Origin of the sequence: Roseobacter sinensis (genome assembly GCF_025755255.1) — a bacterium.
Classification (GTDB): Bacteria; Pseudomonadota; Alphaproteobacteria; order Rhodobacterales; family Rhodobacteraceae; genus Roseobacter; species Roseobacter sinensis.
This window is the reverse complement of record NZ_JALIEB010000001.1, coordinates 324,852-337,685: the sequence shown is the minus strand read 5'-3', so window position 1 is coordinate 337,685 and position 12,834 is coordinate 324,852. Positions and strand designations below refer to the sequence as shown.

11 protein-coding genes are annotated in these 12,834 nt (G+C 65.8%); 6 read left to right on the top strand and 5 right to left on the bottom strand.

Annotated features, from left to right (window positions below; genetic code table 11):
* Positions 1–78: 78 nt before the first annotated feature.
* On the bottom strand, positions 79–489 hold the full coding sequence (locus MUB52_RS01665) for a hypothetical protein (RefSeq protein ID WP_263842442.1): 411 nt from the start codon (positions 487–489) through the stop codon (positions 79–81).
* Between the two features lie 264 nt (positions 490–753).
* Here MUB52_RS01665 and MUB52_RS01660 point away from each other — a divergent pair, with 264 nt between their 5' ends.
* Positions 754–930, top strand: a complete 177-nt coding sequence (locus MUB52_RS01660) for a zinc-finger domain-containing protein (RefSeq protein ID WP_263842441.1) — start codon at positions 754–756, stop codon at positions 928–930.
* 19 nt (positions 931–949) lie between these two features.
* Here MUB52_RS01660 and MUB52_RS01655 read toward each other — a convergent pair whose 3' ends face one another.
* Complete coding sequence (locus MUB52_RS01655) at positions 950–1,426, bottom strand: hypothetical protein (protein WP_263842440.1); 477 nt, start codon at positions 1,424–1,426, stop codon at positions 950–952.
* A gap of 39 nt (positions 1,427–1,465) precedes the next feature.
* Between MUB52_RS01655 and polA the strand changes: the two genes are divergently transcribed.
* Entirely contained in the window at positions 1,466–4,267 is a 2,802-nt protein-coding gene (polA, locus tag MUB52_RS01650; RefSeq protein WP_263842439.1) for a DNA polymerase I, read from the top strand.
* On the opposite strand, the gene MUB52_RS01645 is transcribed toward polA, so the two are convergent.
* The 3 genes from MUB52_RS01645 to MUB52_RS01635 all read right to left on the bottom strand — a co-directional run bounded on the left by MUB52_RS01645 (position 4,264) and on the right by MUB52_RS01635 (position 5,979).
* A complete protein-coding gene (locus tag MUB52_RS01645) occupies positions 4,264–4,506 on the bottom strand; it encodes a DUF2798 domain-containing protein (protein ID WP_263842438.1) in 243 nt (80 codons plus the stop codon). The two genes, polA and MUB52_RS01645, sit on opposite strands and share 4 nt — an antisense overlap.
* A gap of 79 nt (positions 4,507–4,585) precedes the next feature.
* Entirely contained in the window at positions 4,586–5,329 is a 744-nt protein-coding gene (locus MUB52_RS01640) for a TIM barrel protein (RefSeq protein ID WP_263842437.1), read from the bottom strand.
* A gap of 74 nt (positions 5,330–5,403) precedes the next feature.
* Entirely contained in the window at positions 5,404–5,979 is a 576-nt protein-coding gene (locus tag MUB52_RS01635; RefSeq protein ID WP_263842436.1) for a DUF1285 domain-containing protein, read from the bottom strand.
* A gap of 67 nt (positions 5,980–6,046) precedes the next feature.
* Between MUB52_RS01635 and MUB52_RS01630 the strand changes: the two genes are divergently transcribed.
* From MUB52_RS01630 to MUB52_RS01615, 4 genes are read left to right on the top strand one after another with little or no spacing between them, the layout of a single operon-like run.
* The gene (locus tag MUB52_RS01630; RefSeq protein WP_263842435.1) at positions 6,047–7,054 is read left to right on the top strand and encodes an AAA family ATPase; all 1,008 of its coding nucleotides are present in this window, start codon (positions 6,047–6,049) and stop codon (positions 7,052–7,054) included.
* Between the two features lie 41 nt (positions 7,055–7,095).
* Positions 7,096–7,956, top strand: a complete 861-nt coding sequence (locus MUB52_RS01625) for a DUF58 domain-containing protein (RefSeq protein ID WP_404818172.1) — start codon at positions 7,096–7,098, stop codon at positions 7,954–7,956.
* The gene (locus MUB52_RS01620; RefSeq protein ID WP_263842433.1) at positions 7,953–10,730 is read left to right on the top strand and encodes a DUF4159 domain-containing protein; all 2,778 of its coding nucleotides are present in this window, start codon (positions 7,953–7,955) and stop codon (positions 10,728–10,730) included. The genes MUB52_RS01625 and MUB52_RS01620 overlap by 4 nt, the downstream gene beginning before the upstream one ends.
* The gene (locus tag MUB52_RS01615; protein WP_263842432.1) at positions 10,727–12,769 is read left to right on the top strand and encodes a hypothetical protein; all 2,043 of its coding nucleotides are present in this window, start codon (positions 10,727–10,729) and stop codon (positions 12,767–12,769) included. Before MUB52_RS01620 ends, MUB52_RS01615 begins: the two co-directional genes overlap by 4 nt.
* The last annotated feature ends 65 nt before the right edge of the window (positions 12,770–12,834 follow it).

Genomic DNA, 12,834 nt, shown 5'->3' with positions numbered 1-12,834 from the left:
AGGCTTCCGGTTTGGATGGTTCGCCTCCTTCTAGCGGCTGTGACGCTGGGGGTGAACCCGTTTCCCGGGATCCCGGGTTCAGTGCGTGTAAACCGTTCCGCTCTCATCCGCGAACTGCTCACCCCGGTTGAGCCGCGGGGGGTAACTGCCGCGCTCCAACCCGTACTCTATCAGCGTCTTGACCGGCGCATCCGCGCAGCCCATCTCTTCGAGATACTCGATGCAGTCGGCATAGCCCGAGAGCCCACGATAGTTCGCCTTGAGTTCTTCATAGGCCCGTTGCAGACGCGGCTGATTCATATTGGTGCCAAAGTCGATCCGGCTGCCCTTGTCCTTGCCGTATTTGAAATGCGGCTTGCTGATCTCGACGTGCAGATGGCATGCGGCCTGGTCCCCGATGAACCAGCCGCCGTCGTCCGCACGGGTTTTCGTGTAGAGCTGCAAGGGTGTCTGATCGGCCTTGCGCTGCAACAGCTGCAATGCCTGCACGGTGCCGCTTTGGTCGGCGCGCGCGGACAGTCGAGAGGTCTTCTGATCGGATCGAGGCCGGCCGCCCGCGACGCGACCCGCTGAAGACGGTTTGGGGGGTGATGTAATCTGACGCATGACAGCCCTTTCCCATAGCGGTCTGCCACTCCCGCGCTCAGCCTAGGCCCGCGCGCCCGGCCGGTCAATCGGCCCGGCACGCAGAGGCTTGCGACCGGCAAGCGCTTTGGTCATAACAGCAGCGCAGAGCCGAAGGACCAGCCACACATGCAGCAGCCGCCCGAAACCAAGATCGTCGAGAGTTTCCGCATCGCCTGTGACGGCGGCGAAGGCGCTCTGGGCCACCCGCGTGTCTGGTTGCAGATCCCGCGGGACACCGGATGGGTCGAATGCGGCTATTGCGACTGCAAATACATCCACAAGGATTTCGCCGAGAAGGCATAGCCCGGCGCGCCAGGGCGGACTAGCTGATCGGCACAACCACCTCGCCGCAGGTCAGCGCGGCGTCGACGTCGCCCGATTTATTTGCGATGAACTGCCGAATGTTGCGGCCGGACCAGACGCGCAGCCTTGATCCATCGGACATCAGGCCTTGCCCCGTCGCGGTTCCGGTCAGGCTGTCCTGATAGGTGAAGAAGGCCACGCCCGAAGTGCCGTTGTCGCATTCGAACACGGCCTGGCCAAGCCCGAGACTGTTTTGCGACGTCCATGCGCCCGAACAGGACGGGCCCGCCTGCGTGTCACCGGCGAACGTACCCTCGTTCCAGCCCATGGCACGCCCGGTGAAGTAGTTCCCCTCGCCACCGATGCAGGCGATCAGGGGCACGCAGTTCTCCGGTGTGCCGATGTCGTCCTGACAGCTCATGTCCACTTTCGGCCCAGCGGACGCCAGCGCAGGACAAAGGGCGATTGCAGCCACCGGCGCGATACGGGATAACATGGAAACGCTCCCTGACTGTACGACAAGAGGCACATTACAATGAGCACGGCTTTCGGCAAAGGGCACCATCTGCATCTCATCGACGGATCGGCATTTATTTTCCGAGCATACCATGCCTTGCCGCCGCTCACGCGCAAATCGGACGGGCTGCCCATCGGCGCGGTGTCGGGCTTTTGCAACATGCTGCAGCGCTACGTCGAGACAAACACAGGCGATGATGCGCCGACCCATGTGGCCGTGATCTTCGACAAGGGCAGCCACACCTTCCGCAACGAGATCTACGACCAGTACAAGGCCAACCGGGACGAGATGCCCGAGGATCTGCGACCGCAGATCCCGCTGACCCGCCGCGCGACCGAGGCGTTCAACATCGCCTGCAAGGAGCTGGAGGGCTACGAGGCCGACGACATCATCGCCACGCTGGCCGTGCAGGCGCGCGAGCTGGGCGGGCGGTGCACCATCATCAGCTCCGACAAGGACCTGATGCAGCTGGTGGGCGACGGGGTCGAAATGCTGGACGCGATGAAGAACAAGCGTATCGACCGCGACGGTGTGTTCGAGAAGTTCGGGGTCTACCCCGACCGCGTGGTCGATGTGCAGGCGCTCGCGGGGGACAGCGTCGACAACGTGCCGGGCGCGCCCGGCATCGGGATCAAGACGGCGGCCCTGCTGATCAATGAATACGGTGATCTCGACGCGCTTCTGGAGCGCGCTGAGGAGATCAAGCAACCGAAGCGCCGGCAGACCCTGATCGATCATGCCGAGCAGATCAGGCTCTCCCGGAAACTGGTCCTGCTCGACGAGAACACCCCGCTCGAATTCACGCTGGATGATCTGGAAGTGCGCACGCCCGATCCCGACCAGCTGATGCCGTTCCTCGCCGAAATGGAGTTCCGGACGCTGACCAAGCGGATTGCCGAGAAACTCGATGTCGAACCACCCGAGATCGACGACACCCCTGCCTCCGCCCCAGAGGCGCCCGAGATCGAGGAGGTGCCGTTTGATCGCGCGGGGTATTCCAAGGTCGGCACCATCGACGAGTTGCAAGCCTGGATCGACCGGATCTACGAGCGTGGCTATGTGGCGGTGGACACCGAAACCACGGGCCTCAATGAAATGACCGCCGATCTGGTTGGCATCTCGCTCAGCGTCGAGCCAGGGCAGGCCTGCTACATCCCGCTCATTCACAAGAAAAGCAGCAGCGACGATCTCTTCGGCTCCGACGATCTGGCCGAGGGGCAGATGCCGCTTGATGAAGCGCTGGAGATGCTGAAACCGGTGTTGGAGGATCCATCGATCCTCAAGATCGGGCAGAATATGAAGTACGATCTGAAGATCTTCGCGCGCGGCGGCATCACGGTCAGCCCCATCGACGACACGATGCTGATGTCCTACGCGATGCACGGGGGCTTGCACGGCCACGGGATGGATCAGCTCGCCGAGCGCTACCTCGGCCACACGCCGATCCCGATCAAACCGCTGCTGGGGTCGGGCAAATCCGCCATCACCTTCGACAAGGTGCCGCTGGACGATGCCGTGCCCTATGCCGCCGAAGACGCCGACATCACCCTGCGTCTCTGGCAGCAGTTCAAACCCTCGCTGCACCGCGCCCAGGTCACCCGGGTCTATGAAACGCTGGAGCGCCCGATGGTGCCGGTGCTGGCCCAGATGGAGCGCACCGGCATCAAGGTCGACCGCGACACGCTGAGCCGCATGTCCAACGCTTTTAGCCAGAGCATGGCAGGGCTGGAGGCGGAGATCCACGAGCTCGCTGGGCGCAGCTTCAACGTCGGCTCACCCAAGCAGCTTGGCGAAATCCTTTTTGACGAGATGAGCCTGCCCGGTGGCAAGAAGGGCAAGACGGGCGCCTACGCCACCGGTGCCGACGTGCTCGAAGATCTGGCGACCGAGCACGAGCTGCCCGCCCGCGTGCTCGACTGGCGCCAGATCAGCAAGCTGAAATCGACCTACACCGATGCGCTGCAGGACCATATCAACGCCGAGACGGGCCGGGTGCATACGTCCTACTCGATTGCCGGGGCGTCCACCGGCCGCCTCGCCTCCACAGATCCGAACCTGCAAAACATTCCCGTCCGCACCGAGGAAGGCCGCCGCATCCGCGAGGCCTTTGTCGCCGAAGAGGGCAAGACACTGGTGGCGCTCGACTACAGCCAGATCGAGCTGCGCATCCTGGCGCATATCGCCGACATCCCCGCACTCAAAGAGGCGTTCAGGCGTGGCGACGACATCCACGCCATGACCGCCTCCGAGATGTTCGACGTGCCGATGGAGGAGATGACCCCCGAGATCCGCCGCCGCGCGAAGGCCATCAACTTCGGCGTGATCTACGGCATCTCCGGCTTTGGCCTCGCGCGCAATCTGCGCATCCCGCGCAGCGAGGCGCAGGGTTTCATCGACCGTTACTTCGAGCGCTTCCCGGGCATCCGGGCCTACATGGACGACACCAAGGCCTTCGCTAAAGACCACGGCTATGTGCAGACGCTCTTTGGCCGCCGCATCCACACGCCCAACATTGGCGCCAAGGGCCCGCACGCAGGCTTCGCCGCCCGCGCCGCCATCAACGCGCCGATCCAGGGCACGGCGGCCGATGTGATCCGCCGCGCCATGGTGCGCATGCCCGCCGCCATCGAACGGCTCCCCGCGAAGATGCTGCTGCAGGTCCACGACGAACTGTTGTTCGAGGTGGAGCAGGGCGCCGAGGACGACCTGATTGCTGCTGCCCGTACGGTCATGGAAGCGGCCTGCGACCCGGTCGTCAAACTCGACGTTCAACTGAGCGTGGATGCCGGTCAGGGGGAGAATTGGGCCGTGGCCCACTAACCCTGTGCTTGCGGATCCGGCCGGACCATGCGCGCCACGATGCGCCGCGTGATCGGCGCGACCACCAGAACCGTCGGGAACGCCACGGCCCAACTGGGCAGCCAGTTGGTCATCCACAAAAGCAGGAAGCCGTCGATCCCACCCACGGTCCGGAAGGTCGCGATGCCCGAGACGATGAACGACATCAGGCCCGACAGAATCAAACCGAACAGAACGTGCTGGTAGCGGGCGGGAATCATTGGCGCTCTCCTTCTCGAATGTAGCCAACATAAGACCCAAGGCCCCGATTGACACCTGCGGACGCGCGCAGAGCGCCCGCTATCTGCGCAGCCTCTGGCAGGCCTCTCGATGGGTCTCGGGCGGCGCAGAGGGGTCGTAGCCCACGCTGACCCAGCTGCCATAGTCGATATCCATCAGCCCCGTGGCCAGGGCATCAAGATCCGCCGCACCATCAGGTGGGTCAGAGACCTGCACGTGCCGGATCAACGCCGCGTGGGTTTCGAGAACGCGGACCGGATCGCCGTGCATCACCTCCGCTTGGCAGCTGTCGAATTGCAGCCCGACGTTTGGCGCGTTCACTTCTTCGAGGATCTCCGCGGCAAGGTCGTAGCAGCTCAGAAAAGATCCGGGCAGATCCGCGACCGAGACGGGGCTGATCGTAACCAGAAGACCTTCGGGGGCTTCGGACGCGGCAAACGCCAAGTTTTCGACCAGCGTCCGGCGCGCCGCATCCCCCTCGGCCGCGCCGGCCAGAAGCTGCAACACCGGGGCGCGCAGCGCCATGCAATACCGCATCGCCCGCCGCAGATCGTATCTGAACCGCTCGGCCGCCTCTGGAACCGCAGCAAAACCGCGGGCGCCGCCGGTGTAATTGGGCGGCGGTGCTGCGATCAGCACCATCTGAATCCCCGCGCGCATCAGCGCTCGCTGCGTGTCTTTCGCAGGCATCTCATAAGGGAACATCACCTCGACCCCATCGAAGCCGGCCTCCGCCGCTGCATCGAAGCGATCGAGATACGGCAACTCCGGCCAGAGAAGGCTCAGGTTGGCGGCGAATTTCATAATGTGGTCCGGCTGAGGTCTGTCGTCGGCATCAGGTTAGGATGCCTCCCCGACCGCCGCAAACCGCTTTCCGGTCAGGGCAGCTCGGCGCTCGGAATTATGGGGAAGAAGGTGCCTTTTGACCACACCCCGAACCAGCCGTCGTGATGCACACCGAGATCGACCAGCCGATAGAAACTCTTGCGGTCAATCAGCGCCTCGAGATTGGCCCGGACCCGCACGTAAGGCGATGGCTCGCCGGTCTCGCCATCCCGCGCCACGCGGAGTGGCAGATCGGCACTGGCCACCACCTCGTCCTCGACCTGCGTCACGAACGTCAGTGTTTGGTCCGTGCCCTCGCCTGTGGCCTCGAAGTCGACGGCAACGAAGGGGGCATCATCGACCGTGATCCCCACCTTCTCGACCGGCGTCACGAGAAAGTAGCTCTCGCCCTCTTTCTTGAGAATCGACGAGAAGAGTCTGACCAGGCCGGGCCGCCCGATCGGGGTGCCCTGGTAGAACCACGTGCCGTCGCGGGCGATCCGCATATCCAGGTCGCCGCAGAACGGCGGATTCCAGAGGTGGACGGGCGGCAATCCGCGTGTTTTTGCGGCAGTTATAGAAGCCGCAAGACTTTCTGCCGACGGTGTCACGGTTTTTTGTCCACTCATTGCTTTTGCCATTCCCGTTTGGCGCGATAGGTTACACCATGACTATAGGCCATTGGAGTAGGTTGTCATGAGCGAAGCAGAAGACTTGGTCGCGGACATCGAGACCCTCGGTACGCGGCTGGGCGAGGCGAAGGCGTCGATCACCAAGCGCTTCATCGGACAGGAGCGGGTCGTTGAACTCACGCTGGCCGCCCTGCTTTGCGGCGGCCATGGGCTGCTGATCGGCTTGCCGGGTTTGGGCAAGACGCGGTTGGTGGAAACACTCTCGACGGTCATGGGCCTGCACGGCAACCGCGTTCAGTTCACGCCGGACCTGATGCCCGCCGATATCCTGGGCTCCGAAGTGCTCGACACGGCTGCCGACGGCACCCGGGCGTTCCGTTTCATCCAGGGCCCGATCTTCTGCCAGCTCCTGATGGCGGACGAGATCAACCGTGCCTCGCCCCGGACCCAATCGGCGCTTCTGCAGGCGATGCAGGAGAAGACCGTCACCGTCGCGGGTGAGAACCGCCCTCTCGGCATGCCCTTCCATGTGCTGGCGACGCAGAACCCGATCGAGCAGGAAGGTACCTACCCGCTGCCCGAAGCCCAGCTTGACCGTTTCCTCGTGCAGATCGACGTCGCCTACCCTGACCGCGACACCGAGCGTGACATCCTTCTGGCCACAACCGGGGACAGCGAGGACCAATCCACCGAGGTGTTCACCGCCGCCGACCTGATTGCAGCGCAGCAACTGCTGCGGCGGATGCCGGTGGGCGACAGCGTGGTCGAGATGATTCTCGACCTCGTGCGCGCCTTCCGCCCCGAAGAGGACGGCGCCTCGCAACAGGTCCGCGAGACCGTGGCCTGGGGCCCCGGACCACGGGCGGCACAGGCGCTGATGCTCACGGTGCGTGCCCGCGCGCTGTTGCACGGGCGGCTGGCGCCCTCGGCCGAGGATGTGCTCGACATGGCGCGCCCGGTGCTCAGTCACCGCATGGCGCTGAATTTCGCAGCGCGCGCGCGCGGCGACAGCCTGGCCGATCTCATCGACAGCACCGCCGCCGATCTTGCCGGATCGAAAGCCGCCGCGTGACCGCATCCGCCCCCCTTCCGCTCTCCGATCAGCCAAAAGCCCTGCGGGCCGAGGCGGAGCACCAGGCCGCGCGTCTGCCTGACTTGCTGGCCCGCGCCGAGCATCTCGCTGGCGCCGTGCTGCTGGGCGATCACGGGCGCCGGCGAGCGGGCATGGGCGACGATTTCTGGCAGTACCGCCCCGCCCAGACGGGCGACAGCCGACGGCTGATCGATCACCGGCGCTCGGCCCGCGGCGATCAGGAGTTCGTGCGCGAGCGTGAATGGCAGATCGCGCAGTCCGTGATGCTCTGGATCGACCAGGGCGCATCAATGCGCTTCGCCAGCGAGACAGCACTGCCGCTCAAGGCCGACCGGGCAAGGCTTCTGGGCCTCGCCTGCGCCATCCTTCTGGTGCGCGGAGGAGAACGTGTCGGGCTCACCGGCACGACGCTGCCGCCGCGGCGGGGCAACACCCAGATCCTGCGGCTGGCCGAAGCCTTCACCACCGATGCCGACGCGGATTATGCCCCGCCCGAACACCGCGCCATGATCCCGTCTGCCCGTGCGCTGTTCATCTCGGACTTCATGGGCGACGTCGAAGAGGTGAAACTGGCGCTCACCAAGGCGGCGGATCGCGGTGTGCGCGGTGTGCTCTTGCACGTGCTCGACCCGTCCGAGGAAGCTTTCCCGTTCCGAGGCCGGACGATCTTTGAAAGCGTGGGCGGCAGCCTTAGCCATGAGACCCTGAAAGCCAACGACCTGAAGGACCGCTATCTCGACCGGCTCGCGGCGCGCAAGGATGAACTGCGCAACCTCTGCGCGCTCACCAGTTGGCAATACGGCATCCACCACACCGATCATTCCGCCCAATCCGCATTGCTGTGGCTCTATCGGGCGCTCGACACCGGAGGCCGCGCGTGACGGTTCTGGGCGGCATCGGCTTCACGGCCCCCTGGCTGCTTCTGGCGTTGCTGGCGCTGCCGATCCTCTGGATCATCCTGCGCGCCGTGCCGCCTGCGCCGATGCGGCGACGCTTTCCCGGCGTCGCACTGCTGCTCGGGCTGAAGGACGACGAATCGGTCTCCGACCGCACGCCATGGTGGCTCTTGCTGCTGCGGATGCTGGCTGCCGCCGCCATCATCATCGGCCTCGCGGGCCCGGTGCTGAACCCCGATGAGGATCAGGCGCAGGGCAGCGGGCCGTTGCTCATCGTGCTCGATGGCAGCTGGGCGGGCGCGACCCGCTGGGCCGAGCAGGAAGACGCCATCGCCGCCCAGCTCACGCGTGCCAGCCGCGCGGGCCGCACTGTAGCCTTCCTCGATCTGGCACGCCCGCAGCCACCGGTCTTCCAGACCGCCGATGCCTGGCGCAGCCGCCTGCCGGGCTTCCGGCCCGCGCCCTGGCAGCCGGATCAGGCACGCACGACACTGGCACTCTCTTTCCTCACCGAGATCGCCGATTTCGACACGCTCTGGTTCAGCGACGGGCTGGACTACCCGGGACGGGAGGCCGCTCTGGCAAGCTTTGAGAGCAAGGGCAGTGTTGACGTCTATCAGACCGCTGCCAACGTGCTGGCCATGACGCCCGCGAGCTTTGAAGATGGCGCGGTTCAACTGACCGCGATGCGCGCCGCGGCAGGCCCCGAGCGCGAGATCACCGTACAGGCCCTGGGCCGTGACCCCGCGGGCAACGCGAGCATTCTCGCGACAGCCTCTGCGACCTTCGCGGCCGGCGAGACCACCGCTGAAACAGCCCTCTCCCTGCCGTCCGAGCTGCGCGCCCGCATCACCCGCTTCGATATCCAGGGCCAACGCTCCGCCGGCAGCACCACGCTGGCCGACGACGGGCTGCGTCGCCGCGAGGTTGCGCTGATCGCTGGGCGCGAAAGTCGCGAGGGGCTCGAGCTACTCTCGCCGCTGCACTACATCGAACAGGCGCTCGCACCCAACGCCGACCTCATCCGCGGCGCGTTGGACGAGATCCTGCCCGCCAACCCGGATGTGATCATTCTGGCCGATGTGGCCACGCTCTCGCCCGGAGAGGAAGAGAGCCTGGGCGCCTGGATCGACGAGGGCGGGATGCTGGTGCGCTTCGCCGGGCCGCGCGTGGCCGCCAGTGACGTCAGCCGCGCCGACGAAGACCCGATGATGCCCGTGCGCCTGCGTTCGGGCGGGCGGACGGTCGGCGGGGCCATGAGTTGGGGCGAACCCAAGGCTCTGGCGCCCTTCCGCGAAAACTCGCCCTTCTTCGGTCTGGAAATCCCGCCCGATGTCCAGGTCACCAGCCAGGTCATGGCGCAGCCCGATCCGACGCTGGCCGAACGCGTGATTGCAGAGCTCACCGACGGCACGCCGCTGGTGACCCGCAAGGCGCGCGAACAGGGTCAGATTGTCCTGTTCCACGTCACTGCGACGGCAGACTGGTCGACGCTGCCGCTCTCGGGTCTCTTTGTGCAGATGCTGGAACGACTGGCGATCTCCAGTTCCACCTCGCGTCCCGACGCGGGCCAACTGGAGGGCACCACCTGGACACCGCAGCAGGTGATGGACGGTTTCGGCACCTTGAGCGATGCGGGCACCCTACCGGGTGTTCCGGGCGCGGACCTGCTGACCGCGCCTCCGGGACCGGATATGCAGCCGGGCATCTACGCCTCGGGTGACCGCCGTCTGGCGCGTAACGTGATCGAGACGGAGGATACGCTGACGGCTGTCAGCTGGCCACCGCGCATTCCGGTGAAAGGCTTCGCCGTGCCGCCTGAGCAGCCCGTCGCCGGCTGGCTGCTGAGCCTTGCGATCCTGCTGTTGCTGGCCGATGTGATCGCGTCGCTCGCACTGTCGGGCCGTCTGGTGAGCGCCGCCAGCCGCACCGCCGCCATCGGCCTTGCGGCATTGCTGATGCTTGGCGTCCCCCAAGGTGCGCAAGCCCAGAACGCCGAGGACGATGCCTTTGCGCTCAACGCCACGGCCGAACTTGTTCTGGCCTATGTGCTGACCGGCAACCGTCAGGTCGACGAGATGTCTGATGCCGGATTGCGCGGGCTTTCCGATACGCTCTTCTTCCGCACCTCGGTCGAACCCGCCGCGCCCGTGGGCGTCGATCTCGAGATGGACGAGCTCGCCTTCTTCCCGGTGCTTTACTGGCCCATTACACCCGACCAGCCGCGTCCGTCCTCGGAAGCCTACGTCAAGCTCAACGCCTATCTGCGCTCCGGCGGGCTTATCCTCTTCGACACGCGCGACGCGGATGTGGCCCGCTTCGGCAACGCCAGCCCCAACGGGCGGAAACTGCAGGACCTTGCCGCGCCGCTGGACATTCCGCCGCTGGAGCCGCTGCCCGCCGACCACGTGCTGACCCGCACCTTCTATCTGCTTCAGGACTTCCCCGGGCGCCACAGCAGCCGCGATGTCTGGGTCGAAGCCGCCCCGCCCGATGCCGAGCAGGTCGAGGGCATGCCCTTCCGCAACCTCAACGACGGGGTGACCCCGGTGGTGATCGGCGGCAACGATTGGGCCGCAGCCTGGGCAATCAGCAACACCGGCACGCCCCTGGTGCCGATCGGACGCGGCTTCACCGGTGAGCGCCAGCGCGAGCTGGCCTTCCGCTTCGGCGTGAACCTCATCATGCATGTGCTGACCGGCAACTATAAATCCGACCAAGTCCATGTGCCCGCGCTGCTCGACAGGTTGGGCCAATGACCGGGAGTGTGATCTTCGACCCGCTGATCCCGTGGCCGCTGCTGACCGTTGTCACGGTGATTGCGGCGACCAGCGTGCTGCTCGCCGTGGTGCGCGGGCTCAACGGCTGGGCGTTGCGCGCGCTCGCGGCGCTGGTGGTGGTGGCTGCCCTGACAGGTCCGTCCTACCAACAGGAGGACCGCGCGCCGCTGACCGATATCGTCATGCTGCTTGAGGACGAGAGTGCCAGCCAACAGCTTTCTGATCGGCCCGATCAGACCGGCTCTGCCGCGGATGAACTGGCTGCCACCATTGCCGCGCGGCCCAACACCGAGGTTCGGCGCATGACCGTTGCCGACGGCGACGGCGATGCGGGCACCCAGCTCATGACAGCGCTGTCGACGGCACTGGCAGAAGAACCGCGTGCCCGGATCGCCGGCGTGCTCGCCATCAGTGACGGGCAGATCCACGATGCGGACCTGCCGCTCGAGCTGCCGGCGCCGATGCACCTGCTGATGACGGGCAAAGAAACCGACTGGGACCGCCGACTCGAGATCCGCAACGCCCCGGCCTTCGCGATCATCGACGAACCGGTTACGCTTACCCTGCGCATCGAAGACATGGGGGCCGCGCCGGAAGGGTCGGGCCTCGCGCCGCTGGATATCTCCGTGGACGGTGCCCCGGCGCAGAGCTTCCAGGTGCCCATCGGCGAGGATATCGAACTGCCGATCACCCTGCCGCACGGCGGGCGTAACGTGATCCAATTCACGGTGCCCGAAGCGGACGGCGAGCTGACCGACCGCAACAACACCGCGCTCATCCAGATGAACGGCGTGCGCGACCGCCTCCGCGTGCTGCTCGTCTCGGGCGAGCCGCATCCGGGCGGACGGACCTGGCGCAACCTGTTGAAATCCGACAGCTCTGTCGATCTGGTGCATTTCACCATCCTGCGCCCACCCGAAAAGCAGGACGGCGTGCCTGTGAGCGAGTTGAGCCTCATCGCCTTCCCCACACGCGAGCTGTTTCTGGAGCGGATTGATGACTTCGACCTGATCATCTTCGACCGCTACAAGCGCCGCGGCATCCTGCCCGCGCTCTATCTCGACAATGTGGCCAATTACATCCGGCAGGGCGGTGCCGTGCTGGTGGCTGCAGGTGCCGATTTTGCAAGCGCCGACAGCCTTTATCGTTCGCCGCTCGGCTCGGTTCTGCCCGCGTCGCCGACCGCGCGCGTCCTGGACGAACCTTATCTGCCCAGCGTCACGGATCTGGGCGCACGGCACCCGGTCACGGCGGATCTGCCCGACGGGGGCGATTGGGGCCGCTGGCTGCGTCAGATCGATCTTTCGCAATCGAGCGGTCACGCGGTCATGTCCGGTATCGACGACCGCCCGCTTCTCGTGCTCGACCGGGTGGAGGAAGGCCGGGTTGCGCTGCTGGCCTCCGATCATGCCTGGCTCTGGAACCGCGGCTACGAAGGTGGCGGACCGCAGCTGGAGCTTCTACGCCGCCTCGCGCACTGGATGATGAAGGAGCCGGAGCTGGAAGAAGAGACACTGACAGCCGAAGCGACGGGGCAAACCATGCGGATCAAGCGCCGCACTTTGTCGAATGACGTCCCGCCCGTCACGATCACCGACCCCTCGGGCAACACGACCGAGCTTGAGCTGACCGAAACCGCCCCCGGCGTTTTCGAAGGCACGTTCGAAGGGCCTGAGATCGGCCTCTACCGGCTGGTCAACGGGGACAAGACGGCGGTGATCGGCCTCGGCCCCGCAGCCCCGCGCGAGTTTGAGCAGACCATTGCGACCGCCGAGGTGCTCGAGCCCGTCATCGCAGGCCTGCGCGGCGGGTCGGTGCGGCTTGAAGACGGGCTGCCGCGGCTGCGCAATGTGCGCCCGGGCCGCCCCGCCGCCGGGCGCGGCTGGATCGGGCTGACGCCGCGCGATGCCTTCGAAACCCGCGATGTGCGCCAGACCAACCTCTTGCCCGGCTGGCTTGTGCTGCTTCTGTCGCTGGGCCTGTTGACGGCCGCCTGGCTGCGCGAGGGCCGCCGCTAGGCCCGCCCGATCTTCAGCTTTCTTGCCGGGCTCCAGCCAGGGTTAAGCAGTTGTTCACCTCACAT